Here is a 26905-nt window from a genome sequence, read left to right as displayed (position 1 = left end):
ACCCCGAAAGGCTTCATCGTTCGACTTGCATGTGTTAAGCACGCCGCCAGCGTTCGTCCTGAGCCAGGATCAAACTCTCCGTGAATGTTTACCCGCGATCGGGTGACACTCGCGTTGAGCGGGACGGTCATGCCGGAATGTGGCCGACCGTCCACAGCGTCCTCGCTGTGTTTTACTTCAAAGGAACCTCGACCATCCGAAGATGGACGGGGTATCAACTAATCTGGCGTTGATTTTTGGCACGCTGTTGAGTTCTCAAGGTGCGGACGCTTCCTTCGTTCCTGTCTCCAGGCCCTCCGGGCGCTTCCTTCGTTTCCGACTCTATCAGATCCTTTCGGCGCCTGATTCCCAGTCAGCGGGATTTGTCTTTCCGGCTGTTGGGCCGTTCCGACGAGTGAGACTTTAGCGGATTCCCTGCCTCCGACGCTAATCGGGCGGCTGCGTCCGAACTTCGAACGCGGATTCCTCATTTCGCAAAAACGCACGGAAAGCAGAACGGCACGACAAAGCACCATCAGCTTCTGAGGATCTTGCGGAGTGGCTGTCCGGGGCCGACCGGAGTCGGTGCTCACGTCGGACAACTCGGAGAACACTACGGATGCGGGAATCCCGTGTCAACCCGGGTCCTGCGGCGTAGGCTCTCCGTATGACTACGCGTGCGCACACCACCCAGTGGTGGGCCGCCTGACGGCGGCCCGCACTCGCGCATGAACCACGCGGCCGCCGCTTCGGCGGCCGTTCGCGTATCCCCCTCCGGGAGCCGGGCCGTCGGATCGACGGCCCGGAGAAGAGGGAGAACGAACGCGATGACAAGGATCTTCAGCGGGATCAAGCCCACGGGGCATCTGACGCTGGGCAACTACCTCGGAGCCGTACGCCGGTGGGTCGAGGTCGACCAGCACCGGGCCGAGGCGCTGTTCAGCGTCGTCGATCTGCACGCGCTGACCGTGGAACACGATCCGGCGCGGGTGCGGCGGCTCAGTCGGCAGGCGGCGACGCTGCTCCTGGCGGCGGGGCTCGATCCGGAGCTGTGCACCCTCTTCGTACAGAGTCACGTGGATGAGCACGCGCGGCTGTCGTACCTGCTGGAGTGCGTGGCCACCGACGGTGAACTGCGGCGGATGATCCAGTACAAGGAGAAGAGCGTCCTGGCGCGGGAGGCGGGGCAGGGGGTTCGGCTGTCGTTGCTGACCTATCCGGTGCTGATGGCAGCGGACATCCTGGCCCATGGGGCGGACGAGGTGCCTGTGGGGGAGGACCAGACGCAGCACGTGGAGCTGACCCGGGATCTGGCGGTGCGGTTCAACCAGCGGTACGGGCACACCTTCACGGTGCCCCGTGCGGTCCGGCCCGAGGTGGCGGCGCGGGTCATGGACCTGCGGGACCCGACGTCGAAGATGGGGAAGTCGCACGTGGACGGGGCGGGGATCGTCTATCTGCTGGACGACGCGGAGACCGTGCGGCGGAAGATCATGCGGGCCGTCACCGACAACGGGCAGGTCGTGGAGTACGACCGGGACGTCAAGCCGGGAATCGCAAATCTACTCGATCTGATGGCAGCGGCGACCGGGGGGAATCCCTCGGTTCTGGCTGGGGCATACGCCTCGTACGGAGCGTTGAAGAAGGACACGGCGGATGCGGTCGTCGAACTGCTGAGGCCCTTGCGGGAGCGGCATACCGCGTTGGCGGCGGACCCCGGCTTCGTCGATCAGGTGCTACGGGACGGGGCCGAGCGGGCCCGGGTGGTGGCACGGCCTCTGGTGGACCGGGCCTATGGGGCGATCGGGCTGTTGCCCGCCGGGTGACGGAAGGCGTTGCGGTAGTCGCGCGGGCTGGTGGCGAGGTGCGAGGCGAAGTGCTGGCGCATCGTGACCTCGCTGCCGAAGCCCGCGCGGCGGGCCACCTCGGGGAGGGGGTGGTCGGTGAGTTCCAGGAGTTTCTGTGCGGCGGCGACGCGCTGGGTGATGAGCCAGTGCAGGGGGGTGGTGCCGGTGGTGGCCTGGAAGTGGCGGGCGAAGGAGCGTGGGGACATGCCCGCGCGGGCGGCGAGGGTCGCGATCGTGTGCGGCTCGTCGAGGTGGGCGAGGGCGTGGGCGCGGACGGTGGCGAGGGCGTCGGCGTCACGGTCGGCGCGGGGGGTGGGGTGCTCGATGAACTGGGCTTGGGTGCCCGTGCGGAAGGGGGCGGTGACCATCGAGCGGGCGATGGCGGCGGCGGCTTCGGCTCCGTGGGCGGTGCGGACCAGGTGGAGGCAGAGGTCGATTCCGGCGGCGGTGCCCGCCGAGGTCCAGATGCCGGTGTCCTCGACGAAGAGGGCGTCGGGTTCTACCTGGACCTTCGGGTGGCGGTCGGCGAGGGTTCCGGCGAGCTGCCAGTGGGTGACGGCGCGGCGGCCGTCGAGAAGTCCGGCGCGGGCGAGGACGAAGGCGCCGGCGCAGAGCGAGGCGACAGGCGTTCCACGGGTGTGGGCGCGGCGGAGTGCGTCGAGGACCGGGGGTGGGACGTCGGCGTCGGGGTCCTCGACGCCGGGGACCAGGACGAGGTCGGTGGGGGTGAGGTCGTCGAGCCAGTCGAGGGAGCGGTCGGGGGTGAGGGTGAGACCGCCGCGCAGGGGGACGGGGGTGTCGGGGTCGGCGGCGGTCCTGCGGAGTTCGAAGGGAGGGACGCCGCGGTGGGTGCGGTCGCTGCCCCAGACCTCGGTGACGACGGAGACGTCGAAGGCGCGGATGCCGGGGAAGGAGAGGAGGGCGACGCGTTGGAGACCGGGTGTGGGGGTGGGCGGCACGCATGGCAGTAAATCATCGATCGCTGTCATTCGCCCCTCTGGGGGACGGAGGGGCGCGGGGGAAGGATCGGGGCATGGAGAGCGCGGAGAACATCGTGGAGAACGCGGCCCTTGTCGTCGTCGACGTGCAGAAGGGCTTCGACGAGGAGTACTGGGGGAGGCGGAACAACCCCGCGGCCGAGGGGAACATCGCGGCGCTGATCGATCTGTGGCAGGAGACGGGGCGGCCGGTCGTCTTCGTACGGCATGACTCGCTGGGGGCGGGGTCGCCGCTGCGGACGGGGTACGCGGGGAACGCGTTCAAGGACTTCGTGGAGGAGCGGCGCGGGAAGGGGGACGGGCCTGAGCTGCTGGTGACGAAGAGCGTGAACTCGGCGTTCTACGGCGAGCCGTCGCTCGACGAGTGGCTCAGGGGGCAGGGCATCGCGCAGATCGTGATCGTCGGCATCCAGACCAACATGTGCAACGAGACGACGGCCCGGATGGGCGGGAACCTCGGGTACGACGTGTTGTTCGTGCTGGACGCGATGCACACCTTCGACCTGGAGGGGCCGTTCGGGTGGTCGCAGACGGCGGAGGAGTTGACCCGGGCGACGGCGGTGTCGCTGCACGGTGGGCGGTTCGCCCGGGTCGTGAGCACGGAGGAGGTGCTGAAGGGCGCGGCGGCGCGGTAGCGGTCGGCCCGTGTGCTGCGGCTGTGGCGGCTGTGCGCGTACGGCCGGGGCGGTTCGGGGTGGCGGTGGGTGACCGTTCTGGTCCGGCCGTGGCTGCTCGGGGCGGTGCCGTGGTTGCTCGGGGGTGGTTCAGCTGTTGCCGGAGGCGAGTTCGCGGCTGCGGTCGCGGGCGGCTTCCAGGGCGGCGATGAGGGCGGCCCGTACGCCGTGGTTCTCCAGTTCGCGGATGGCGCTGATGGTGGTGCCCGCAGGGGAGGTGACGGCCTCGCGGAGCTTGACGGGGTGCTCGCCGCTGTCGCGGAGCATCACGGCGGCGCCGATGGCTGCCTGGACGATGAGGTCGTGGGCCTGGGCGCGGGGCAGACCGAGGAGGATGCCCGCGTCGGTCATGGCCTCGACGAGGAAGTAGAAGTACGCGGGGCCGGAGCCGGAGAGGGCGGTGGCCGCGTCCTGCTGGGACTCGGGGACGCGGAGGGTCTTGCCGACCCCGCCGAAGATCTCCTCGGTGTGGGCGAGGTGGGCGGGGGTGGCGTGGCTGCCCGCGGAGATGACGGACATGCCCTCGTCGACGAGGACGGGGGTGTTGGGCATGACACGGACGACGGGGGTGCCGGTGGTGAGACGGTCTTCGATGAACGAGGTGGGGATGCCCGCGGCGGCGCTGATGACCAGTCGGTCGGCGGTGACGTGGGGGGCGAGTTCGTCGAGAAGGCGGCCCATGTCCTGGGGCTTGACGGCCAGGATGAGGGTGTCGGCGCGCTTGGCGGCCTCGGCGTTGGTGACGGTCTCCACCCCGTAGCGGGTGTGGAGTTCCTCGGCGCGTTCGGCGCGGCGGGCGGTGACCAGGAGGTTCGCCGGGCGCCAGCCGGCGCGGATCATGCCGCTGAGGAGCGCTTCACCGATCTTGCCGGTGCCGAGGACTGCGACGGTCTTGGTCATGGCTCTGCTCACCTCGCCGGAGGGGGTACGTGCCGTCATCCTCGCACCGGTGGGCGGGGTGGTGTGCGGGTGTCCGAGGGACGGTCACGCGGTGCGGCGGCGGAGGGTGGCCGCGCCGAGGCCGAGGACCAGGAGGGCGCAGCCCGCGACGACCAGTGCGTCGCGGACGAAGGCGCCGGTGACCTCGGGGTGGCGGAGGACCTCGTTCATGCCGTCGACGGCGTACGACATGGGCAGGACGTCCGAGATCGCTTCGAGTGCGGGGGCCATGCGGTCGCGCGGGGTGAACAGGCCGCAGAGCAGGAGCTGGGGAAAGATCACGGCCGGCATGAACTGGACGGCCTGGAACTCGGAGGCGGCGAAGGCGGAGACGAAGAGGCCGAGGGCGGTGCCGAGGAGGGCGTCGAGGAGGGCGACCAGGAGGAGGAGCCAGGGGGAGCCGATGACGTCGAGGCCGAGGACCCAGAGGGCCAGACCGGTGGCCAGGAGGGACTGGACGACGGCGACGAGGCCGAAGGCCAGGGCGTATCCACCGATGAGGTCGGCCTTGCCGAGAGGGAGGGCGAGGAGGCGTTCGAGGGTGCCGGAGGTGCGTTCGCGGAGGGTGGTGATGGAGGTGACCAGGAACATCGTGATGAGCGGGAAGATGCCGAGGAGCGAGGCGCCGAGGCTGTCGAAGGTGCCGGGGCTGCCGTCGAAGACGTACCGGAGCAGGACGAGCATCACGCAGGGCACCAGGAGCATCAGGGCGATCGAGCGGGGGTCGTGGCGCAGTTGACGCAGCACTCGGGCGGCGGTGGCGAGGGTGCGGGCGGGGGTCATGGCCGGTTCTCCTCACGGGCGGGCCGGGTCGTGGGGGCCGCGTTGGCGCGGGTGGCGGCCGCGTCGACCAGGTGCAGGAAGGCTTCCTCGACGGTGGTGGTGTCGTTGCGGCGGCGGAGGTTCTCGGGGGTGTCGTCGGCGAGGACCTCGCCCTCGCGCATGAGGAGGAGGCGGTGGCAGCGTTCGGCCTCGTCCATGACGTGGGAGGAGACGAGGAGCGTGGTGCCCCGGTCGGCGGCGATCCGGTGGAAGAGGTCCCAGAGGTCGCGGCGGAGGACGGGGTCGAGGCCGACGGTGGGTTCGTCCAGCACGAGGAGGTCCGGGGTGCCGAGGAGCGCGACGGCGAGCGAGACGCGGCTGCGCTGGCCGCCGGAGAGCCGGCCCGCGAGGGCGTCGGCGTGGGAGACGAGGTCGACGTCTTCGACGGCCCGGTCGACGGCGGCGCGGCGTTCGTGGCGGTGGGAGCGGCCGGGGAGCAGGACGGCCGCGAAGTAGTCGAGGTTCTGGCGGACGGTGAGGTCGTCGTAGACGGAGGGGGCCTGGGTGACGTAGCCGATGCGGGAGCGGAGGGTGGGGTCCCCTGCGGGGCGGCCGAGGACCTGGAGAGTGCCGTCGACCTTGGCCTGGGTGCCGACGACGGCACGCATGAGTGTGGTCTTGCCGCAGCCGGAGGGGCCGAGGAGTCCGGTGATGCGGCCTGCCACGACGGTGAAGTCGAGACCGCGCAGGACGGGGCGGCCACCACGGACGACGGTGAGGCCGTGCGCGGAGACGGCGGGGGCCGGGGGCTTTGCGGGGGATGCGGGGGATGCGGTGGGTGGGGCTGGGGTTTGGGCTCCGGCTCCGGCTCCGGCTCCGGCTCCGGCTCCGGCTCCGGCTCCGGCTCCGGCTGGAGTGTGGGCTGGTCCCGGGCTTGCTGATGCGGTGGGGGTTGCCGTGGTGGGTGGGGCTGGGATGGCGGTTGGGGTGAGGCCGACGGGGTTGGGGGTGGCTGGTCCGGCGGGGCCTGGAGGGCGGCTGGAGGTAGGGGTGGGACTGGTGAGACCAGGGGAGGCGGTGGGACCAGCGGTGTGGTCGGCAGGGCCTGGGTCGGGGTCGGGATCGGAGCCGGGACCCATGCCAGGGCCAGGGTCGGAGCCAGGACCGAGGTCAGGACCTGGACCGGGACCGGTGCCAGGGGCAGGGGCAGGGCTGAAGCCGGGGTCGGAGCCGGAAATGGAAACGAGGTCAGGGCCGGAGCCAGGACCGGTGCCGGGGCCAGGGCCAGGGCCGGGACCGGGGCCAGGGCCGGAGCCAGGGCCGGGACCAGGGCCATAGTCAGGGCTGAAGCCAGGGTCGGAGAGGGAGCCGGGGCTGAGGCCAGGGGCAGGACCGGGGCCTGGGGCGGAGACGGGGCCGAGGCCAGGGCCGGGGCAGGGGCCGGGGACAGAACCGGGGTCGGAGACGGGGGCAGGGTCGGAGGGGGAGCCCGGGTCGGAAGAGAGGGCGGAGACGGGGGTGGGGGTGGTGGGGGGTTGTGGGGGCCTGTCGGCGGAGGGCCCCGGCAGGGAATTCATCATGTGATGAATAATCCTCCCGGGGGTACCCGTCGTCAAGCGTCCCGGCGGGTGGCCGTCAGCGGCGGTGCGCCGAGTGGCGGATGTACCGGGTCGCGCCGCGCACCACCAGTTCCTTGAACACCGCCGCCGGGCGGCCCGTGAGGACGCGGTCGCGGGGGGAGTCGTCCGGGTGGACGAACTGGATGAGCCCGTCCCGGCGCCCCAGGCTGACGCACTGGAAGTGGTATCCGAAGGCGAGCGGTTCGGGCTCCTCGCCGCGCAGTTCCCTGACGATCGAGCGGGCCGTGTGCATCCCCGTGGGCAGCGCGGTGGCGCAGGCCATCCGCAGCTCGCCGTCCCCGCCGGGGTGGGCGGCGGCGCCCGCGTCGCCGGGGACGTACACCTCCGGGTGGGAGACCGAGCGCAGCGAGGTGTCCACGGCGATCCGGCCCGAGGGGGCGAGGACGAGACCGGCGGCGGCCCCGAGTTCGGCGTTCGGGACGAAGGCGGCGGCCCAGACCACCACGTCCGCGTCCACCTCGTCGGGCGATCCGACCCTGTGGCCCTCCGTCACGCGGGCGCCCCTGGCCTGGAGGGCCCTGTGCACATGGGCCGCGCCGCGCGGGGAGAGCCCGGCGCCGACCCGGCCCCCGGTGAGGAGGCGCACCGAGGTGCCGAGCGGGCGGTAGGTCTCGGCGAGTTCGGCGGCCATCTCGATCCCGGTGAGGCCGCCGCCGACGACGGCGACCGTGCCGGGCCGGTCCCGCAGGTGCTTGTGGAGGGCGTCGGCGGTCTCCGCCGTGTAGGCGCGGGGGTCCGCCATGGTCGTGGCGGGCAGGCCGGTGCGGCTGCCGAGGGCGTAGACGAGCCGGTCGTACGGGAGGGTGCGGCCGTCGTCGGTCGTGACCAGACGGGCCGCCGTGTCGAGGGCGGTGGCGCGGGCCGGTACATGGGTGATGCCGGTGCGGCGGAGGAAGGCGGCCAGGGGGTGGGTGACGTCGGGCCGTCCCGCCGCGCGCTCGTGCAGCCGTACGCGCTCGGTGAAGCGGTCGGCCGGATCGACGAGCGTCACCCGGGCGTGCGGGCCGAGCCGGAGGGCGGTCATGAGTCCGGCGTATCCCGCGCCGAGGACGAGGACGCGGTGGGCGGGGCGGGGCTGCGGTGTCGTCTTCATGCCGACACGACGGAGCGGGTGCCCCCGGACGTGACATCGCCCGTCCGCGCCCGCGAGCGGGGGCGGACGGGCGCGGCGCGGCTACTTGCGCTTCGGCTTCTTGCGGGCCGCCGGGTTGCCCGTGCGGTTGCCCCGGCGCTTCTCGTACTGGGCCCGGGCGGTCTCGTGCTCGGCGCGGCGGAGCTTCTCGCCGGGCGCCTCGATCAGACAGCGGACGCCGTAGGCGAGGAGCGAGCCGATGAAGCCGATCGCCTTGAGGCTGCGCAGGGACTCCTCGCGGGCCGGGTCGGCGGGGCGGCGCAGGAAGCCTTCCCAGGTCCGGCTGAAGGCGACGGCGCTGCAGACCGCGAACATGAGGACGACCAGCACGTTGACGATGCCGCCGACGTCCGCGATCTGCAGGCCCTCGTACGCGAAGCGCAGCACGAAGCAGGCCGCGACGGCGGCGGCGATCGAGCCCACCGCCAGACCGGCGCGGCGCAGCGCGTAGTGGTCGGTGTGATCCACCCAGCTCGTACCGAAGAAACGGATCTCCTCGGGGCGCGGCCCGGCGGGGGTGCCGTCGGGCGCGCCCGCGTCCGGGGCTCCCGCCGTGCGGGGGGTCTGCTCGTCGTCGCTCACGAGGTCGATTATCCCCGGGCCGGAGGCGAGGGGCCTCAGGCGCAGCGGGGTGCGACGAAGCCGTTGCTGCCCGTGTGCACGTAGGAGTCGGAGACGTACTCGCCGGAGCCGATGGCGTCCCAGATCCGGCTGGTGCCGTACGGTCCGGTGACCGACTCGCCGTTCTTCTGGCAGGAGATCGCCACGGTGGAACCCGCGGCGAGCTGGCGGACGACCGGGTGCTGGGTGCTCGGGCCGGAGCGCACGTTCACCCGGAAGCCCGGGGCGAGCGCGTAGCGCGTGGCGGCGGCGGCCGTCGCCGTGACCTGCGCGACCGTGGCCGTACGTACTGTGGTGTTCTCGTCGGTGCCCATCTGTTCTCCCCCGTATGGCGTAAAAGCGCTCCGCTGAGTTTCACTCTCCGCGACGCGCAGGCTAGCAAGCTCCACCGACATCCCGGGGGTCATGGACTAGGCTCCGAGAGCCGCGCACGTGCGCGCGAGGTGACGGGGAATCACACGGGGGTGGGCGATGCCGCCGTTGCGCGGAACAGGTGCCGACCGGGAAGCGGAGGGCCCCGAGTACGCGGGCGACTACCGGCTCCAGACATGTCTGGGCGCGGGCGGCATGGGGGTCGTACACCTCGCCGCCTCGGCTTCGGGACTGCGGCTCGCGGTCAAGGTCGTACACGCACGGTATGCGGAGGACCCCGAGTTCAGGGCGCGTTTCCGCCAGGAGGTCGCGGCGGCCCGCCGGGTCAGCGGGGCCTTCACCGCGCCCGTGGTGGACGCCGACCCCGATGCCGTACTCCCCTGGATGGCCACCCTCTACGTGCCCGGGCCGACCCTCGCCGACCAGGTGAAGCGGAACGGTCCGCTGTCCCCCGCCGAGCTGCGCAGGCTCACCGCGGGGCTCGCCGAGGCGCTGCGGGACATCCACCGCGCCGGGGTCGTCCACCGTGACCTCAAGCCCAGCAACGTCCTGCTCACCGACACCGGCCCCAAGGTCATCGACTTCGGCATCTCCCGGCCCGTCGACAGCGACCTGCACACCGAGACCGGGAAGCTCATCGGCTCGCCGCCGTTCATGGCGCCCGAGCAGTTCCAGCGCCCGCGCGAGGTCGGGCCCGCCGCCGACGTCTTCGCGCTGGGCTCGGTCCTGGTGCACGCGTCGACCGGGCACGGTCCGTTCGACTCCGACAGCCCGTACATCGTGGCGTACCAGGTGGTCCACGACGAGCCGGACCTGACCGGTGTCCCCGGGGACCTCGCGCCGCTCGTCGCGCGCTGCCTCGCCAAGGAGCCGGAGGACCGGCCCACCCCCGCCGAGATCATGACGGCGCTGCTGCCGCCCTCGTACGCGGCGGAGGCGTTCATACCGGCGCAGCGGCGGCGCCCCGCCCTGCCCGAGGGGCAGAACGCCCTGCCCGGTGGGCGGGACGGCGGTGACGCGTGGGACGCCGACACCCCGGTCCGGGTCGTCGCGCCCGCCCCGCCGCCCGCCCGGTCCGGCCGGGCGCGTCGGCTCGGGCGGCTCGGGCGGCTCCGTCCGCGCCCGACCCTCGCCGTCGTCGCCGCGCTCGCGGTGGCGGGGGCCGGGGCGTACGCGCTCCTGACCCCGACCGCCCGGGGCGGACCCGGGAAGCCCGAGCGTTCGGCCGAGGTCGCCACCGCCTTCGCGGGCTGGCACACCACGCTCCAGAAGCGGGGCGCGATCGCCGCGCCCGCCTGCGCGCACAGCGGTGGCGCGCTGTACTGCACGGCCCGGGGCGTCGGGATCTCCCGGCTGGACCCCGTGACGGGCCGGGTCGTCTGGTCGCGGACCGCCCCCGTCGAGGAGGAGCCGCCGAGCACGCCGTTCCTGCTCGCCCCCGGTCTCGTCGGCGCCGCCCCGGCGATCGGTCCGCTCCGCGCGTACGCGACCGGGGGCGGGGTCCCCGGCTGGCGCGCGGACGCGCCGGGCCTGCCCGAGGCGCACTGGCCGGCCGGTGACGCGGTCGTCCTGACCGACGGCACGGGAGGCATCCGGGCCGTCGACGGCCGGACCGGGAAGGAGCTCTGGCGGCACGCGCTGAAGGGCTTCGGGGTGCCCCAGCCGGGGCCGTACGACGCCGGGTCCGGGCTGATGCCGGTCTTCGAGGTGGCGGACGACGGTTCGCGCACCCGGGTCGGGGAGTTCCAGCCGCGCACCGGGAAGGTGGTGCGGCGGCACGACCTCGACGGCTATCTCGACGCGCTGGGTCGCACCGGCGACGGGTCGTTGCTGCTCGGTTCCCGCTACCAGGGCTCCCTGTTCGACGGGCTTCTGCTGCTGGACCCGGAGAGCGGTGCGGTCCGCAAGGTCCCCCTGCCCTACCGGATCGAGGTCCGGGGCTTCGCCGTACGGGGCACGGTCGTCCATGTGCTCGACGCGAACGGGCGCCTGACCGCCGTCGAGACGGCGGCGGGCGGCGGAGGGGTGCTGTGGGAGCTGGAGACCGGGGCGGGGAACGTGTCCACGCCGGTCCTCGGGTCCGGCGACCGGCTGTACTTCTCCGTCCAGGACGGGCGGCTGATCGCCGTGGACACCGCGCGCGGGGCGATGATCGGCCAGACCCGGCCCCGGCTCCTCGACGGACGCCTCGGGTACGCGGTGTTCGTGCCCGCGCCGCTGATCGTCGGCGACCGGGTGTTCGGCTCGGCCCCGGACGGCTCGGTCTTCGCGGTGGACGCGCGGGACCCGGCGACCTGGTGACCAGGTGACCTGGTGGCCCGGTGAGGCATCTGGGTCGGTCGGGTCGGTGAGCTGGCGAGCGGCTTGAGCCGGTGATCCGGTGAGCGGCTTGAGCCGGTGATCCGATGATCCGGTGAGCGGCTTGAGTCGGTGATCCGGTGGTACGTCGGCGGCCCGGGGGCCGCCGGAAGCGGGCGGGGGCGGGAACGGGCTCGTCGCCCCTCCCGCCCCCGCCCGCCGGTTCCGGCCGGTCAGCCCAGCTTCGTCACGTCGCGGACCGCGCCCTTGTCGGCGCTGGTCGCCATCGCCGCGTACGCGCGCAGGGCCGCCGACACCTTGCGCTGCCGGTTCTTCGGCTCGTACACGCCGTTCAGGGCCGTCCGGCGGGCGGCCAGCGTCTCCTCGTCCACGAGCAGCTCGATCGAGCGGTTCGGGATGTCGATGCGGACGCGGTCGCCGTCCTCCACCAGGGCGATGGTGCCGCCCGAGGCGGCCTCCGGGGAGGCGTGGCCGATGGAGAGGCCCGAGGTGCCGCCGGAGAAGCGTCCGTCGGTGACCAGGGCGCAGGTCTTGCCCAGGCCCCGGCCCTTGAGGAACGAGGTCGGGTAGAGCATCTCCTGCATACCGGGGCCGCCCTTGGGGCCCTCGTAGCGGATGACGACCACGTCGCCGTCCTTGACCTGCTTGTTGAGGATCTTCTCGACGGCCTCGTCCTGCGACTCGCAGACCACGGCCGGGCCCTCGAAGGTCCAGATCGACTCGTCGACGCCCGCCGTCTTCACGACACAGCCGTCGACGGCGAGGTTGCCGCGCAGGACGGCGAGGCCGCCGTCCTTCGAGTACGCGTGGGCCGCGTCGCGGATGCAGCCGCCCGCCGCGTCCACGTCGAGGGTCTCCCAGCGCTCGGACTGCGAGAAGGCGGTCGACGAGCGCTCGCAGCCGGGGGCCGCGTGCCACAGCTCGACGGACTCCTCGGTCGGGGAGCCGCCGCGCACGTCCCAGGCGCCCAGCCACTCCTTGACGGAGCGGGAGTGGACGGTGTGGACGTCCTCGTTGAGGAGACCCGCGCGGTACAGCTCGCCGAGGATGGCCGGGATGCCGCCCGCCCGGTGCACGTCCTCCATGTAGTACGTGCGGTCCTTGGCGACGTTCGGGGCGACCTTGGCCAGGCAGGGGACCCGGCGCGAGACCTCGTCCATGTGCGCCAGACCGTAGTCCAGCTCGGCCTCCTGGGCGGCGGCGAGCAGGTGCAGGATCGTGTTGGTCGAGCCGCCCATGGCGATGTCGAGGGCCATCGCGTTGTCGAAGGCGGCACGGGTCGCGATCGAGCGCGGCAGGACGGAGTCGTCGTCCTCGTCGTAGTACCGGCGGGTGATGTCGACGACCGTGCGCGCCGCGTTCTCGTACAGCGCCCGGCGGGCGGTGTGGGTGGCGAGGACCGAGCCGTTGCCGGGGAGGGAGAGGCCGATGGCCTCGGTCAGGCAGTTCATCGAGTTGGCCGTGAACATGCCGGAACAGGAGCCGCAGGTCGGGCAGGCGTTCTCCTCGATGCGGCGGATGTCCTCGTCCGAGATCTTCGGGTTCACGGCGTCGGAGATCGCGTCGACGAGGTCGAGGGTGCGGACCGAGCCGTCGACGAGGGTCGCGCGGCCGGACTCCATCGGGCCGCCGGAGACGAAGACCGTCGGGATGTTCAGGCGCAGGGCGGCCATCAGCATCCCCGGGGTGATCTTGTCGCAGTTGGAGATGCAGATCAGGGCGTCGGCGCAGTGCGCCTCGACCATGTACTCCACGCTGTCCGCGATCAGGTCGCGGGAGGGCAGCGAGTACAGCATCCCGCCGTGGCCCATCGCGATGCCGTCGTCGACGGCGATCGTGTTGAACTCGCGCGGGATGGCGCCGGCGGCGGTGATCGCGTCGGAGACGATCCGGCCGACGGGCTGGAGGTGGGTGTGGCCCGGGACGAACTCCGTGAAGGAGTTGGCGACCGCGATGATCGGCTTCCGGCCGATGTCCGCGCCGGGTACACCGGAGGCTCGCATCAGGGCGCGTGCGCCCGCCATGTTGCGCCCGTGGGTGACAGTGCGGGACCTCAGCTCGGGCATCGTCGCTCGCTCCTCAGTGACAGGTGTGCTTGCGGCCGAGCCTACGCCGTGGACCAAGATCTGGACAGTCCGTCCGTATGCCGGACAGGGTGTTCAGCTTTCGAGCAGGGTCGTACGGGTCCGGGCACAGGGTCGTACGGGGTCGGGATCCGGGTCGTACGGAGTCGGGACGCCGGTCGGACCGGTCCTACCGGTCGGGATCCGGGTCGTACGGGGGCCGGGGCCCCGGTCGGACCGGCCGGGTGCCCGGGTCGTGTGCCTCACGCCTCCGTCAGATAGCGCTGGAGCGTCGGCGCCACCTGGGCCACGATGTCCTCCGGGTCCGCCGAGGCCAGCGGCTCGACCTGGATCACGTACCGCAGGATCGCGATCCCGATCATGTGCGAGGCCGCCAGCTCCGCTCGGAACTTCGGATCCGGTACGTCCAGCTCGTCCGCGATCCGCTCCAGGAGCCGTCGCAGCACGAACGCCCGCAGGACCTTCGCCGCCGCCTCGTGGGTCAGCGCGGAGCGGACGATCGCGAGCAGCGGGGCGCGGCTCGCCGGGTTCTCCCAGACCCCCACGAAGAAGCGCGCGAGCCGCTCGCCGATGGCCTCGCGCGGGCCGTCCAGGATCGCCGGGACGACCGCCGTCGGCTCGAAGGAGACCTCGACGGCGGCGGCGAAGACCTCGTCCTTCGTGCCGAAGTAGTGGTGGACGAGCGCCGGATCGACCCCGGCGGCGCGGGCGATGCCGCGCACCGAGGCCTTGTCGTAGCCGCGTTCGGCGAACTGGTCGCGGGCCGCCTCCAGGATGCGTTCCCGCGCGCCCGGTCCGCTCTCCTCCTCGGTACGGGACGGGCGGCCTCGCCTGCGCGGGGCCGGGGCGGTCACGGCCCCGGCACCCGGGTGGGGCGGCCGGCCGCCGAGGCGAGGTGCAGCCGGGTGAACGCCAGGGCCTCCGCGAGGTCGGCCTCGCGTTCGGCGGCCGACATCGCGCGGCGCGTGTTGACCTCGATGACGACATGGCCGTCGAAGCCGGTGACCGCGAGCCGTTCCAGGAGTTCGGCGCAGGGCTGGGTGCCGCGCCCCGGGACCAGGTGCTCGTCCTTGGCCGAGCCCCGGCCGTCGGCGAGGTGGACGTGGCCGAGCCGGTCGCCCATGCGGTCGATCATCGCGAGGGCGTCGGTGCGGGCGGTCGCGGTGTGCGAGAGGTCCACGGTGAAGTGCCGGTAGTCGTCCTTGGTGACGTCCCACTCGGGGGCGTACGCGAGCATCTCGCGGTCCTTGTACCGCCACGGGTACATGTTCTCGACGGCGAACCGCACGTCGGTCTCGTCCGCCATCCGCCAGATGCCGGTCACGAAGTCCTTGGCGTACTGGCGCTGCCAGCGGAACGGCGGATGCACCACGACCGTCGACGCACCGAGCCGCTCGGCCGCCGACCGGGCGCGCTGGAGCTTGACCCAGGGGTCGGTGGACCAGACGCGCTGGGTGATGAGGAGGCAGGGGGCGTGCACGGCGAGGACGGGAACCCCGTGGTGGTCGGAGAGGCGGCGGAGCGCCTCCACGTCCTGGCTGACCGGGTCGGTCCACACCATGACCTCGACGCCGTCGTAGCCGAGGCGCGCGGCGATCTCGAAGGCCGTCGCCGTCGACTCCGGATAGACCGAGGCGGTCGACAGGGCGACCTTCACGCCCGGGACGCGCACCGCTGGTTCTGCCATCCAGACAGGGTACGGGGCGGGCCGCGACGCCGGGGGGTGGTTCCGGTCACGCCGGGCGGGGGGGGCGGGGGATGGGGGGATGGGGGGGTATGGGGGGGATGGGGGGGATGGGGGGGGATGGGGGTGAGTGTGGGCCGGGGGGCGGTCGGCCGACCGGTCCGGTCCGGTCCGGCCTGGCCGGGTCCGGTCCGGTGGCTGTGGGTGGGCTGGTGCGGTGGTCGGGTGGCGCGGTGCCGGGGGCCGGTCGGCGCGGTGGCCGGACGGCGGGTCGGCGGGGCGGCCCGTACGACCGGTCGCACCGGCCTCGGCGGTCCGGCGGCCGGTACGACCGGGGTGGCCGGGGTGGCCGGGGTGGTTCGCCCACCCGTGGGAGCCGGTGCGTCCACCCGGCGGCCGGTCGGCCGGGGCTCGGCCGCTCCCCCGAGGTTCCGTCCGGCCATCCGGAGCCGTCCCTGACGGCCGGTCCCTACCGGTCGTACGGGCCGCCGCCCCGCCGGACCCGTACCGCCGGACCGGTCTCCCCCGGCTCCCCCGGGCCCCGCCCGTCAGGTCGTCGGCAGGTGGTCCAGGCGGCGGAGGATGACGCCCTCGCGCAGGGCCCAGGGGCAGATCTCCAGTTCCTCCACGTCGAGCAGGTCCATCGCGCCCTCCGCGACGAGCGCGCCCGCGAGGAGCTGGCCCGCGCGGCCCTCCGACACTCCCGGCAGGGCCGCCCGCTCGGGCGCCGTCATCGCGGCCAGGCGCGGGACCCACTCCTCCAGGGACTTGCGGCTCAGGACCCGCTGGGCGTAGAGGCCCTCCCCCGAGCCGGGGGCACCGGCGATCCTGGCCAGCTGCTTGAAGGTCTTGGAGGTGGCGACCACCCGGTCGGGGCGCCCGGAGCGGCTGAAGTCTCCGACCGTACGGGCGATCTGCGCGCGCACATGGCGGCGGAGCGCCTTCACGTCGGCGGTGTCCGCCGGGTCTCCGGGCAGCCAGCCCGCGGTGAGGCGGCCCGCACCGAGCGGCAGCGAGACCGCCGTGTCGGGGTCCTCGTCGATGCCGTACGCCACTTCGAGGGAGCCGCCGCCGATGTCGAGGAGGAGGAGCTTCCCGGCGGACCAGCCGAACCAGCGGCGGGCGGCGAGGAAGGTGAGCCGCGCCTCCTCCTCCCCGGTGAGGACCTGGAGCTCGACCCCGGTCTCCTCCTTCACGCGCGCGAGGACGGCGTCGGCGTTGCTGGCCTCGCGGACGGCCGAGGTGGCGAACGGCAGCACCTCCTCGCAGCCCTTGTCCTCGGCGGCGAGCAGCGCGTACCGGACGGTCGCGATGAGCCGCTCGACGCCCGCGGGCGCGATGGCGCCCCGCTCGTCGAGGAGTTCGGCGAGCCGGAGCTCCGCCTTGTGGGAGTGGGCGGGCAGCGGCCGGGCGCCCGGGTGGGCGTCCACCACCAGGAAGTGCACTGTGTTCGAACCGACGTCGAGGACTCCGAGTCTCATGGCGGAACGGTACTGCTCCCGCCCGCATACGCTTGGACTCGTGCCAAAGACGAAGAAGGCGAAGCCGGGCAAGGACAGTCGCGGAGACGCGGAGGTGAAGGTTCCGGTGTCGGTGAAGGGCGGCGGGAAGCGGGGCAAGGGTGCGGAGCCCGACGAGAAGGGGCTGGACTTCGCGCGCGCGTGGGTCGAGTTCCCCGATCCCGCCGATGAGGAGCAGGTCTTCCGCTGCGACCTGACCTGGCTGACCTCCCGCTGGACCTGTGTCTTCGGCAGCGGCTGCCAGGGCATCCAGGCGGGCCGCGCCGACGACGGCTGCTGCACGCTCGGCGCGCACTTCTCCGACGAGGACGACGAGAAGCGGGTCGCTTCGCACGTGGCGCGCCTCACTCCGGAGCTGTGGCAGTTCCACGAGGTCGGCAGCGAGTCCGGCTGGACCCAGCTCGACGAGGACGGCGACCGGCAGACCCGCCGCTGGAAGGGGTCCTGCATCTTCCAGAACCGCCCCGGCTTCGCGGGCGGCGCGGGCTGTTCGCTGCACATCCTGGCCCTGAAGGAGGGCCGGGAGCCGCTGGAGACCAAGCCGGACGTCTGCTGGCAGCTGCCGGTCCGCCGGACGTACGACTGGATCGACCGGCCGGACGACACCCGGGTCCTCCAGGTGTCCATCGGCGAGTACGACCGCAGGGGCTGGGGTCCCGGCGGTCGTGACCTGCACTGGTGGTGCACCTCGGCCACCTCGGCGCACGGGGCGGGTGAACCGGTCTACGTCTCCTACCGGCCCGAGCTGACCGAGATGATGGGCAAGGAGGCGTACGAGGTCCTCGTCGGGCTGTGCGAGACCCGGCTCGCCTCGGCGCTGCCCCTGGTGGCCCCGCACCCGGCGGACCCGGTGGAGCGGGGGACCACGGCGAGCACGAAGAGCGCGAAGAGCACGGAGAGTGCCGAGAACGCCGGGAACGCCGTGGCCGCTGAGAACCCGAAGGGTCCGAAGGGCCCGAAGAAGAAGTAGCCGTCTCCTGGCCCGTACGGGCCACCCCTCAGACCACCCCTCGGGGCATCCGCCCGCACAGCGCCCGTACGGCATCGCCCGTACGGGCGCTTCCCGTACGGCGCCCGCCCCTACGGGCTTCCCCTGCGGCTCCGGCCCGTAGGCCCCTCGGTCAGGGCGGGGGCGGGTTCTCCGTCGTCGGCGGGGACGTCGGTTCCGGGGTGGCCGGGTCCGTGGTCGCCGAGGGCTGTTCCGTCGTGGGCGGCGGAGTGGTCGGCGCGGTCGTGGGCGGGCCGGTCGGGGTCCCCGGGTCGGCCGTCACCGGGGGTTCCGTGGTCGGCGGGACGGTCGGCGGAGTGGTCGGCTCCGTCGTGGGCGGGACGGTCGGCGGTGTGGTGGGCGGGACGGTCGGCCCGGTGGTCGGCGGCGGGGTGCCCGGTTCGACGGCGGGCGGGGCGGGGTCGCCGTGCCCGTCGATCCTGACCACCGCCCCCGAGGGGTTCACCCCGACCCTCGCGCTCCAGTCGCCCCGGGGCTCGTGCCCGTGGTCGACGCGGACGGCGATCGTGACCGCCGCGCCGGGGGCGAGGGTGCCGGAGGCCCGGCTCACGTACAGCCAGGGCGCGTCCGTCCACAGCGACCAGTCGGTGGGGGTCCCCCCGGCGGCGGTGAGCGTGAGCAGCGTGAGGTCTCCGTGGCTCCGGGCGCTCACCGTGACCCAGCCGGGGGCGGGCTCGCCCGGACGGGAGGGCTCCGAGGGGCCGGTGGGACCGCCGGGGCTGAGGACCTCGACGGAGACGTCGGGGGCGCGGCTGCCCCGGGTGAAGCGGGGGTCGGGGAGGGCGTCCGTGTTGCCCGCGTTCTGGTAGGGGTCGTAGGGGCGGCCGTCGGGTCCGATGGCCGTATCGGCCCCGGAGGCGCTGATACGGGTGCCGCCATGGGCGACCGCACTGGTGTCGGGGGTGCCCCGGCAGGAGGTCCACAGGGCGAGGACGGGGGCGGCGACCACGGCCGCGACCACGGTGGTGGTGACCGCGCGGGCCCGCATCCGGTCACGGCGGGCGGCATGGTCCTTGGGGTCGAGGGGGAAGCCGGTGGGCGCGAAACGCGGGGCTCCGGCACGCGCGCGGGGGACGTGCGGCATCGCCGTGCAGACGGCGGCCCGGGGGGCTTCGACCAGCGGCAGCGAGGCCGGGGGCAGGGTGCCGGTGCCGGGCCAGGGGGTGGTGGCGCCGACGCGCTCGGCGGCCCTGCGGCAGCAGGGGCAGTCGTCGACGTGCCGGACCAGCTCGGCGCGCAGGGCGGCCGAGAGGAGCACCCGGTGGTCGCCGGTGAGCCGGGCGACCGTGGGGCAGGTCCCGGTCCCGACGACGGCGAGGGCGGCCCGGGTGCGTTCGACCTCGCAGGCGGCGGCGGAGAGGAGCTCGCGGGCGGCGGGCGGGTCGAGGGAGAGCACGGCGGCGACCTGGCGGGGGCTGAGGCCGTGCCGGACGGACAGTTCGAGGGCCTCGCGCTGTTCGGGAGTGGTGCCCGCGGCCTCGGGCCAGGCGAGCCGGGCGAGCTCGGCACGGCGGCGCTCGGCGGTCCCCTCGGGCACCCGGGGCGGCTCGGGCGCGGCGACGGCGGGACGGCCGGTGTGGGCGCCCTGGCGTCGGCCGCGCTGCTCGCCGAGGCTGCGCAGACAGGCCCAGCGGGCGAGGGCGTACAGCCAGGCCGTGCGGCCCTCCTCGTCGGAGGGACAGCGGCCGTGGTGCCGTTCGGCGACGGCCAGGACGTCACCGAGGACGGCGGTGGCCGTGTCGTGGTCGCAGAGCACGGAGAGGCAGTACGTGAAGAGGCCGTCGAGGGCTGCCTCGTGGCGGACGGGGGACCGACGGCCGAGCGCGCGGGTTCCCCGGTGGTCCGTGGCGGGGTGCGCCCGGTGTGCGCCGGTGGTGCGTGCGGGAGAGTCCAGCCTGCTGCTCGTCACCGGTCGACCGTAGGCAGCGCGGGAGGCACTCTTCGTACCGGTCGCGGACTTCTCATTCGTACGGGTGAAGCTATCGCCCGAAAGGGGACAGGAATACGGGGTTCCGTTCCCGGTCGGGTGACAGCCGGTGCGCCTGGACGGGTGACGGCCGTACGGGGGAGCGGGCGCCGCTTCCCGGTGGGCGCCGAGGGGGTCGGGCCGGGGCGGGAGCCCCTTCGGGCGCGGCGCCGCCGCCTCCGGTCGAGCGGGCGGCGCCGGGGCGCCCCGGGCGCTCGGGGCGGGCGCCCGTGGCAGGTGCTCGTGGTCCGGGGCGGGGAGGTCGCTGCGGGGTGGGCGCCGGTCGCTCCGGGGCGGGGAGGTCGCTCCGGGGCGGGTCGCCGCCACCCGGGACCGGCGGACGGCGCTCCGGGCGGGGTCGGGGCGGGTGCGGGACGGGACGGTGGGGGCCGCGGGACGGGACGGTGGGGGCCGGGGGACGGGCCCGATCGGTGGGGTGGTCGGGAGGGGGGGGGTAACCGGCGGGAGGGGGAAGTGCGGGGCGGGCCGGTGGGAGCGGGCCGGAGCAGGGAGGCGCGGGCGGGACGGGGAGGCGCCGGGCGGGGCCTTCGCGTTCCCGGGCGGGGGTGGTCCGGGCGGGGCCGGGCATTCCGGCCATCGGTCCGGCGCCCACGTCCTGGCGGGGGAGGTGGTCGGGCGGGGGCCGGGGCGTTGTCGGTGGTGGCCGCTACGGTGGGCGGCATGGCTGCCCGTACGAAATCGACCAAGGACCGGCCGTCCTACCGCTGCACCGAGTGCGGCTGGCAGACGGCCAAGTGGCTCGGCCGCTGCCCCGAATGCCAGGCCTGGGGGACGGTCGAGGAGTACGGCGCGCCCGCTGTCCGTACGACCGCCGCGGGCCGGGTCTCCACCGCCGCCGTCCCCATCGCGCAGGTGGACGTCCGGCAGGCGACCGCCCGTTCCACCGGCGTCGACGAGCTGGACCGGGTCCTCGGCGGGGGCCTGGTGCCCGGCGCGGTGGTGCTCCTCGCGGGCGAGCCGGGCGTCGGCAAGTCCACCCTGCTGCTCGACGTCGCGGCCAAGGCCGCGGGTGAGGAGCACCGCACCCTCTACGTCACGGGCGAGGAGTCCGCCAGCCAGGTCCGGCTGCGCGCCGACCGGATCAACGCGCTGAGCGACCACCTCTATCTGGCGGCCGAGACCGATCTGTCGGCGGTCCTCGGGCACCTGGACGCAGTCAAGCCCTCGCTGCTGATCATGGACTCGGTGCAGACCGTCGCCTCCCCCGAGATCGACGGCGCGCCCGGCGGCATGGCCCAGGTCCGCGAGGTCGCCGGGGCGCTCATCCGGGCGTCCAAGGAGCGCGGCATGTCCACGCTGCTCGTCGGCCACGTCACCAAGGACGGGGCCATCGCCGGTCCCCGGCTCCTGGAGCACCTGGTCGACGTGGTCCTGAGCTTCGAGGGCGACCGGCACGCGCGCCTGCGACTGGTCCGGGGCGTGAAGAACCGGTACGGGGCGACCGACGAGGTCGGCTGCTTCGAGCTGCACGACGAGGGGATCACGGGGCTCGCCGATCCCTCCGGGCTCTTCCTGACCCGGCGTGACGTGGCCGTGCCCGGCACCTGTCTGACGGTCACCCTGGAGGGCCGCCGTCCGCTCGTCGCGGAGGTGCAGGCGCTCACCGTGGACAGTCAGATCCCGTCGCCCCGGCGGACCACCTCCGGTCTGGAGACCTCCCGGGTCTCGATGATGCTGGCCGTCCTGGAGCAGCGCGGGCGGATCAGCGCGCTGGGCAAGCGGGACATCTACTGCGCGACCGTGGGCGGGGTGAAGCTCACCGAGCCGGCCGCCGACCTGGCCGTCGCGCTGGCGCTGGCCTCGGCGGCGAGCGACACCCCGCTGCCGAAGAACCTGGTCGCGATCGGCGAGGTCGGACTCGCGGGCGAGGTCCGGCGGGTGACGGGCGTGCAGCGGCGGCTCTCCGAGGCCCACCGGCTGGGCTTCACGCACGCGCTGGTCCCCGGGGACCCGGGCAAGGTGCCGTCGGGCATGAAGGTGACGGAGGTCGCGGACATGGGCGAGGCCCTGCGGGTGCTGCCGCGCAGCCGCCGCGCGAAGGCCCCGGAGAGCGCGGAGGGGTAGCGGGCCGCCCGTACTCCCCTGTCCGACCGCCGGTGCTTCCCTGTCCGACCGCCGGTGCTTCCCTGTCCGGCCACCGGCTTCCCCGTCCGACCGCCCGTGCTCCCACGTCCGGCCACCGGGTCTTCGCCCACCGGGGGCCGGGTGGTCGGCCCTTCGCCGGGACGGCCGGTCGCCCCGGGCCGTACGCGGGCCGGTCGGGTGCCGGGGGTGTCCGGGGCGGCTCCGGGTGTCCTCGGGGCGGGCCCGGCCCGGGGGTGGGTGCTTTCCCTGTTTCCCACCGGGAATTGACTCCGTACCCTTCGCAAAGGTGCGAAGGGTTTGGCCCGTGTCAGGGTGGGGACCCCTTTCGGACCACCCGCGATCGGTCGGGGCGGAGGGCGGCGGGGTGGTGTCGCTAGACTTTGCCCTGGTCTCGCCCATCCGTACGAGCCGGAGGAGTGCAGTGGCAGCCAAGGACGGGGCAGCAGCTCCCGGAAAGTCCGGCGCGGGCTCCGGCAACGAAGCGCTGATGCGCGCCGCCCTGAGCGCGGTCGCGCCGGGCACCGCGCTGCGTGACGGCCTGGAGCGCATCCTCCGGGGCAGCACGGGCGGTCTCATCGTGCTCGGCCTGGACAAGACGGTCGACTCGATGTGCACCGGCGGTTTCGTGCTGGACGTCGAGTTCGCCGCCACCCGCCTGCGCGAGCTCTGCAAACTCGACGGCGCGCTCGTCGTCGACAAGGACATCACCAAGATCCACCGCGCGGGGGTGCAGCTCGTCCCGGACGCCTCCATCCCCACCGAGGAGACCGGCACCCGGCACCGCACCGCGGACCGGGTCTCCAAGCAGTGCAACTTCCCGGTCGTCTCCGTCTCGCAGTCCATGCGGCTGATCGCGCTGTACGTGAACGGGGAGCGGCGGGTCCTGGAGGAGTCGGCGGCGATCCTGTCCCGTGCCAATCAGGCGCTGGCGACCCTGGAGCGCTACAAGCTGCGGCTCGACGAGGTGGCGGGCACCCTCTCCGCCCTGGAGATCGAGGACCTGGTGACCGTCCGGGACGTCACCGCCGTCGCCCAGCGCCTGGAGATGGTCCGCCGGATCGCCACCGAGATCGCCGAGTACGTCGTCGAGCTGGGTACGGACGGGCGGCTCCTGTCGCTCCAGCTCGACGAGTTGATCGCGGGCGTGGAGCCGGAGCGGGAGCTGGTGGTCCGGGACTACGTCCCCGAGCCGACGGCGAAGCGTTCGCGGACGGTCGCGGAGGCGCTCACCGAGCTGGACGCGCTGTCCCACACCGAGCTGCTCGAACTTCCCGTCGTGGCGCGGGCGCTCGGCTACAGCGGCTCGCCCGAGACCCTCGACTCGGCGGTCTCGCCGCGTGGTTACCGGCTGCTCGCCAAGGTGCCGAGGCTTCCGGGCGCGATCATCGAGCGGCTCGTGGAGCACTTCGGGGGGCTGCAGAAGCTGCTCGCCGCCAGCGTGGACGACCTCCAGGCCGTCGACGGCGTCGGCGAGGCGCGGGCCCGCAGCGTCCGCGAGGGCCTGTCCCGGCTCGCGGAGTCCTCGATCCTGGAGCGGTACGTCTAAGAGCGGTACATCTGGACTGGTGCGTCCAGACCGGTGCGTCTGGATCGGAGCCGTACGTCCGGAGGCCGAGCGGCGCGTCCGGAGCCGGAGCCGTACGTCCTGGATCTGAGCGGTCCGGCCCGCTCGGGCTAGGAAGGGCCGGGGTGGGTCCCGGTCCGGTCGGAGTCACCGCGCAGGACGCACAGTTCGTTCCCCTCCGGGTCGGCGAGGACCGCCCAGCCGGTGCCGTCGGGCTCGCGGTGGTCCGCGACCAGGGTCGCGCCGAGGCCCAGCAGCCGCTCGACCTCCTGGTCGCGCGAGGTCTCGGGACGCAGGCACAGATGGACCCGGTTCTTGGACGTCTTCGGCTCGGGCACCTGGTTGAAGTAGAGGACCGGGCCCTCCGCCAGGGGCACCTGGGTCTCCCGGTCGCCGGGCCTGGCGTCCGGGTCCGGCGGGCAACCCGTCACCTCGCTCCAGAACAGCGCGAGACCGTAGGCGTCCGCGCAGTCGATCGCCACGTTCTGCAGTACCGAGACCATGGGACGGGCCTTTCCGATCCTCGGGGCGGGGGTGGTGGGGGCAGCTCGGGCGGGGCGCTGGTGCGGGTGCCGGGGGGATTCGGCCGGCTGGTGGGGCCCGTGCTCGTACGAATGCGTCAGTTCGTGCCCGTGGGGGCCCGGCTCAGTCCTTCGCCAGGCTGAACGGGGCCGGGAGCACCTTCACGCCCGGCATCACCGCCTCCACCAGATAGGTGCCGGGGCCCGCCCGGCCCGCCGGGGCGGTGGCGCAGTCCGGGGCGCTGCGGCCCCGGTCCCACTCGACGGTGTGGGTGATGGTGGTGCGCGCGGGGACGCGCAGCAGTACGGGGGCGCCGGGCCGGGGGCAGTCGGCGCTGGACCAGACCTCGTCGTCCTTGCTGTCACTGATCGTCAGAACGGCGTTGCGGGGCCCGAGATCGGCCTTGCAGTCGGTGCCCGAGGTGTTCTTCGCGACCAGCAGGAAACGGGGCTTCTCGCCGGTCTCGTAACTGACCTTGCTACTGCGGAGCGTCAACTGAAGCGCTCCGGAGGGGCAGTTGGGGAGGGGGGAGTCGGCGGGGACGCGCTGGCCCGCGCCGGTGCCCGCGCCGCCGTCGCCACCGGCGCCGTCGGTGTCGCCGTTCTTGCCGCCGCTGCCGCTGCCGCCGTGGCCCGTGCCGCCGTCGGTCGGGCCCGGGTCCGTGCCGGTGCCGCCGTCGCCGCCCGTGGCGCCTCCAGAGTCGCCCGACTCCTCGCGTCCGCCGGGCTGTTGGCTGATCGCGGTTCCGCTGCCGGAGGGGCCCGGGGTGATCGAGGGGGGTGTGGGAGAGGCGCCGTTGGCGGCGTCGCTCGGCTTCTTGCCGCCGCCGTCACCGGAGGCCAGGGCCCAGAAGGCGAGGAGCGCCAGAAGCGCCGCCAGGCACGCCGCCACCGCCCTCCGTCGCCAGTAGATGGTGGAGGGAAGCGGCCCGACCGGATTGCGCAAAGATCCCACGACCCGAACCTTACGAGAGATCACGCCCAACTCCCGCCCTACCCGCCGCCCGAGCCATCAAGTTTTGCCGATGATCACATCCGTCGGTTCCGGGAACTTTTCCCCGACCCCCGCTCCCGCACCCCCCAATACGACTGGAAACGGAAGATAACGGACAGTTTCCGGTGACCCCCACTTTCGTCAGGGGTCGCTCTGGCCGTTGGCCCGGGGCGAGACGCCCCGGATTCCGGTTAGCGTCATGCACCATGAACACCCTTCTCGACCTCTCCGACCGTCTGTATGTCGACGTCCTGGATTTCGCGCACTCCACCCCCCACTGGTTCCAGTGGCTCGCCGAGGTCTGGACCGAGGCCGGGCTGCTGCTCTTCGGCGTTCTCTTCCTGGCCGGCTGGTGGCGCTCCCGCGAGGGGTCGAGCCGGGCGATGGCCCTCGCGCTGCTCGCCCCGCTCGCCACCGCCTTCGGGTACGTGGTGAGCGAGTCCTTCAAGTCCCTGGTCGACGAGGAACGCCCGTGCCGCTCGGTGGCCGGGGCGCCCGCCTCCCTGATCACCTGCCCGCCGCACGGCGACTGGTCCTTCCCCAGCAACCACGCGGCCATCGCGGGCGCCGCGGCCATCGCGCTCGCCCTGTCCTGGCGCGGGATCGTCTGGCTGACCGTGCCGATGGCCCTGCTCATGGCCTTCTCCCGGGTCTTCGTCGGTGTCCACTACCCGCACGACGTGACGGTCGGCGTGCTCCTCGGCGGTCTGGTCGCCTTCCTCGTGATGCGGACCGCGGCGCGGCCGGTGGCCAGCCTCGTGGACACGGCGAGGTCGAGCGGGAACACGGCCGTGGTGTGGTGCGCGGGGCGCGGACCGCGCGTGCACGCGGCGGGGGGACGCGCCGCCCGGCGCACCGAGGAAGCCCGCCGCGCGCGCCACGGCGCGCGCTGATCGCGTCGGGGACGTGCCAGGATCGGAGGTGCCATGACTTCCACCGAGACTCCTCCCGTCCCCGTCGCTCCCCCGGCCCGCGAAGCGCGCGCCGCCGGCGACCCCGCCGTCCCGACGCCCCCCGCGGAGCTACACGGGCCCGTCCTCGCCTGGTTCGACCGGCACGCCCGTGATCTGCCCTGGCGGCGCCCCGAGGCCGGTGCCTGGGGCGTCATGGTGAGCGAGTTCATGCTCCAGCAGACACCGGTGGTCCGGGTGCTCCCGGTGTACGAGCAGTGGCTCGCGCGCTGGCCCCGACCGGCCGATCTGGCGGCCGACGCCCCCGGCGAGGCGGTCCGCGCCTGGGGCAGGCTCGGTTATCCGCGCCGGGCCCTGCGGCTGCACGCGGCGGCCACGGCCATAACCGAGCGGCACGGCGGCGACGTGCCCAGCGACCACGGACACCTGCTCGCGCTGCCCGGCATCGGCGAGTACACGGCCGCGGCGGTGGCCTCCTTCGCGTACGGGCAGCGGCACGCGGTCCTGGACACCAATGTGCGCCGGGTCTTCGCGCGGGCCGCGACCGGTGTGCGGTACCCGCCGAACGCGACCACGGCCGCCGAGCGGCGGCTCGCCCGCGCGCTGCTCCCGGCGGACGAGGCCACGGCCGCCCGCTGGGCCGCCGCCTCGATGGAGCTGGGCGCCCTGGTGTGCACCGCGAAGAACGAGGAGTGCGGGCGCTGCCCGATCTCCGGGCGGTGCGCCTGGCTGCTGGCGGGGAAGCCCGAGCACGAGGGGCCGCCCCGGCGCGGCCAGACGTACGCGGGGACCGACCGGCAGGTCAGGGGACGGCTCCTCGCGGTGCTGCGGGAGTCGCGGGAGCCGGTGGCGCAGGCGGCCCTGGACGCGGTCTGGGACGAGCCGGTGCAGCGGGCCAGGGCCCTGGACGGTCTGGTCGCGGACGGTCTGGTCGAACCGCTGTCCGGAAGCCGCTACCGGCTGCCGATGTCCTGAGCCGGTGGGGGGCGGCCCGTGGGGGTCCGTGACCCGTGAGGGGCCGGGGCGGTGGTGACCCGGACCCCGGTCCCAGGTGGCCCCGGCCCGTGGTTCCCGGCGGCCCGGACCATGCCTCCCGACAGCCCGGACCATGCTTCCCGGCGGCCCCGATCCCGTATCCGCCAGGTACCTCGGACGTCGTACCGGAAGGCCCGTGGGGCAGGTCCCGAGACCCGTCCCACGGGCCTCCCGCGTCCCTGGGACACCTCCCCTCCCGGCCGAAACCCCGTCCCGGCCGTCGTTACA

At 73.8% G+C, this 26905-nt stretch carries 22 protein-coding genes and 1 rRNA gene; 8 read left to right on the top strand and 15 right to left on the bottom strand.

Annotated elements, in window-relative coordinates:
• Window positions 1–85 (bottom strand): 16S ribosomal RNA (locus ACFXGN_RS07060); the annotation flags it as partial.
• 721 nt (window positions 86–806) lie between these two features.
• Between ACFXGN_RS07060 and trpS the strand changes: the two genes are divergently transcribed.
• Window positions 807–1805, top strand: a complete 999-nt coding sequence (trpS, locus tag ACFXGN_RS07055; RefSeq protein WP_384854460.1) for a tryptophan--tRNA ligase — start codon at window positions 807–809, stop codon at window positions 1803–1805.
• On the opposite strand, the gene ACFXGN_RS07050 is transcribed toward trpS, so the two are convergent.
• Window positions 1772–2815, bottom strand: coding sequence for a GlxA family transcriptional regulator (locus ACFXGN_RS07050; protein WP_384854457.1), 1044 nt, complete (start codon window positions 2813–2815; stop codon window positions 1772–1774). The genes trpS and ACFXGN_RS07050 overlap by 34 nt on opposite strands.
• Before the next feature lie 44 nt (window positions 2816–2859).
• On the opposite strand from ACFXGN_RS07050, the gene ACFXGN_RS07045 reads away from it, so the two are divergent.
• Window positions 2860–3459: a cysteine hydrolase family protein gene (locus ACFXGN_RS07045; protein WP_384854454.1), complete on the top strand. Its 600-nt coding sequence runs from the start codon at window positions 2860–2862 to the stop codon at window positions 3457–3459.
• A 129-nt stretch (window positions 3460–3588) separates the two neighbouring features.
• On the opposite strand, the gene proC is transcribed toward ACFXGN_RS07045, so the two are convergent.
• From proC to ACFXGN_RS07015, 6 genes are all read right to left on the bottom strand, one after another.
• Window positions 3589–4398 (bottom strand): pyrroline-5-carboxylate reductase, encoded by an 810-nt coding sequence (gene proC, locus ACFXGN_RS07040; RefSeq protein WP_384854452.1) that lies wholly within the window; start codon window positions 4396–4398, stop codon window positions 3589–3591.
• An 84-nt stretch (window positions 4399–4482) separates the two neighbouring features.
• Window positions 4483–5220, bottom strand: coding sequence for an ABC transporter permease (locus ACFXGN_RS07035; RefSeq protein WP_384854450.1), 738 nt, complete (start codon window positions 5218–5220; stop codon window positions 4483–4485).
• Window positions 5217–5924, bottom strand: a complete 708-nt coding sequence (locus ACFXGN_RS07030) for an ABC transporter ATP-binding protein (RefSeq protein WP_384854447.1) — start codon at window positions 5922–5924, stop codon at window positions 5217–5219. The genes ACFXGN_RS07035 and ACFXGN_RS07030 overlap by 4 nt, the downstream gene beginning before the upstream one ends.
• Before the next feature lie 910 nt (window positions 5925–6834).
• On the bottom strand, window positions 6835–7932 hold the full coding sequence (locus tag ACFXGN_RS07025) for an NAD(P)/FAD-dependent oxidoreductase (protein WP_384854444.1): 1098 nt from the start codon (window positions 7930–7932) through the stop codon (window positions 6835–6837).
• A gap of 81 nt (window positions 7933–8013) precedes the next feature.
• Window positions 8014–8553: a hypothetical protein gene (locus ACFXGN_RS07020; protein WP_384854442.1), complete on the bottom strand. Its 540-nt coding sequence runs from the start codon at window positions 8551–8553 to the stop codon at window positions 8014–8016.
• A 35-nt stretch (window positions 8554–8588) separates the two neighbouring features.
• Window positions 8589–8906 carry an SH3 domain-containing protein gene (locus tag ACFXGN_RS07015; protein WP_384854439.1) on the bottom strand — a complete coding sequence of 106 codons (318 nt, stop codon included), beginning with the start codon at window positions 8904–8906 and terminating at the stop codon, window positions 8589–8591.
• A gap of 157 nt (window positions 8907–9063) precedes the next feature.
• On the opposite strand from ACFXGN_RS07015, the gene ACFXGN_RS07010 reads away from it, so the two are divergent.
• Window positions 9064–11265 carry a protein kinase gene (locus ACFXGN_RS07010; protein WP_384854436.1) on the top strand — a complete coding sequence of 734 codons (2202 nt, stop codon included), beginning with the start codon at window positions 9064–9066 and terminating at the stop codon, window positions 11263–11265.
• Window positions 11266–11495: 230 nt separating this feature from the next.
• On the opposite strand, the gene ilvD is transcribed toward ACFXGN_RS07010, so the two are convergent.
• The 4 genes from ilvD to ACFXGN_RS06990 all read right to left on the bottom strand — a co-directional run bounded on the left by ilvD (window position 11496) and on the right by ACFXGN_RS06990 (window position 16532).
• Entirely contained in the window at window positions 11496–13349 is a 1854-nt protein-coding gene (ilvD, locus tag ACFXGN_RS07005) for a dihydroxy-acid dehydratase (protein WP_384854433.1), read from the bottom strand.
• Window positions 13350–13609: 260 nt separating this feature from the next.
• Window positions 13610–14221: a TetR family transcriptional regulator gene (locus tag ACFXGN_RS07000; protein ID WP_384854430.1), complete on the bottom strand. Its 612-nt coding sequence runs from the start codon at window positions 14219–14221 to the stop codon at window positions 13610–13612.
• Window positions 14218–15054, bottom strand: coding sequence for a sugar phosphate isomerase/epimerase family protein (locus tag ACFXGN_RS06995; RefSeq protein WP_384854429.1), 837 nt, complete (start codon window positions 15052–15054; stop codon window positions 14218–14220). Before ACFXGN_RS06995 ends, ACFXGN_RS07000 begins: the two co-directional genes overlap by 4 nt.
• Window positions 15055–15599: 545 nt before the next feature.
• Window positions 15600–16532 carry a Ppx/GppA phosphatase family protein gene (locus ACFXGN_RS06990; protein WP_351796390.1) on the bottom strand — a complete coding sequence of 311 codons (933 nt, stop codon included), beginning with the start codon at window positions 16530–16532 and terminating at the stop codon, window positions 15600–15602.
• Between the two features lie 40 nt (window positions 16533–16572).
• On the opposite strand from ACFXGN_RS06990, the gene ACFXGN_RS06985 reads away from it, so the two are divergent.
• Window positions 16573–17541: a hypothetical protein gene (locus tag ACFXGN_RS06985; RefSeq protein WP_384854428.1), complete on the top strand. Its 969-nt coding sequence runs from the start codon at window positions 16573–16575 to the stop codon at window positions 17539–17541.
• A gap of 151 nt (window positions 17542–17692) precedes the next feature.
• Here ACFXGN_RS06985 and ACFXGN_RS06980 read toward each other — a convergent pair whose 3' ends face one another.
• Complete coding sequence (locus tag ACFXGN_RS06980; protein ID WP_384854425.1) at window positions 17693–19489, bottom strand: hypothetical protein; 1797 nt, start codon at window positions 19487–19489, stop codon at window positions 17693–17695.
• A gap of 738 nt (window positions 19490–20227) precedes the next feature.
• Between ACFXGN_RS06980 and radA the strand changes: the two genes are divergently transcribed.
• Complete coding sequence (gene radA, locus ACFXGN_RS06975) at window positions 20228–21631, top strand: DNA repair protein RadA (RefSeq protein ID WP_384854422.1); 1404 nt, start codon at window positions 20228–20230, stop codon at window positions 21629–21631.
• 442 nt (window positions 21632–22073) lie between these two features.
• Window positions 22074–23198 carry a DNA integrity scanning diadenylate cyclase DisA gene (gene disA / locus ACFXGN_RS06970; RefSeq protein ID WP_351796402.1) on the top strand — a complete coding sequence of 375 codons (1125 nt, stop codon included), beginning with the start codon at window positions 22074–22076 and terminating at the stop codon, window positions 23196–23198.
• A 128-nt stretch (window positions 23199–23326) separates the two neighbouring features.
• Here the strand turns inward: disA and ACFXGN_RS06965 are convergent, their stop codons facing one another.
• Together ACFXGN_RS06965 and ACFXGN_RS06960 are read right to left on the bottom strand one after the other, a co-directional pair.
• Window positions 23327–23719 carry a VOC family protein gene (locus ACFXGN_RS06965; RefSeq protein ID WP_384854419.1) on the bottom strand — a complete coding sequence of 131 codons (393 nt, stop codon included), beginning with the start codon at window positions 23717–23719 and terminating at the stop codon, window positions 23327–23329.
• 142 nt (window positions 23720–23861) lie between these two features.
• Entirely contained in the window at window positions 23862–24692 is an 831-nt protein-coding gene (locus tag ACFXGN_RS06960; RefSeq protein ID WP_384854416.1) for a hypothetical protein, read from the bottom strand.
• Window positions 24693–24937: 245 nt separating this feature from the next.
• Between ACFXGN_RS06960 and ACFXGN_RS06955 the strand changes: the two genes are divergently transcribed.
• Window positions 24938–25624 carry a phosphatase PAP2 family protein gene (locus ACFXGN_RS06955; protein WP_384854413.1) on the top strand — a complete coding sequence of 229 codons (687 nt, stop codon included), beginning with the start codon at window positions 24938–24940 and terminating at the stop codon, window positions 25622–25624.
• Window positions 25625–25657: 33 nt separating this feature from the next.
• The gene (locus ACFXGN_RS06950) at window positions 25658–26617 is read left to right on the top strand and encodes an A/G-specific adenine glycosylase (protein ID WP_384854410.1); all 960 of its coding nucleotides are present in this window, start codon (window positions 25658–25660) and stop codon (window positions 26615–26617) included.
• The last annotated feature ends 288 nt before the right edge of the window (window positions 26618–26905 follow it).

This window comes from Streptomyces sp. NPDC059247 (assembly GCF_042754005.1).
Taxonomy (GTDB): Bacteria; Actinomycetota; Actinomycetes; order Streptomycetales; family Streptomycetaceae; genus Streptomyces.
The sequence above is the reverse complement of the archived record's forward strand: the minus strand, read 5'-3'. Positions and strand labels throughout refer to the sequence as shown.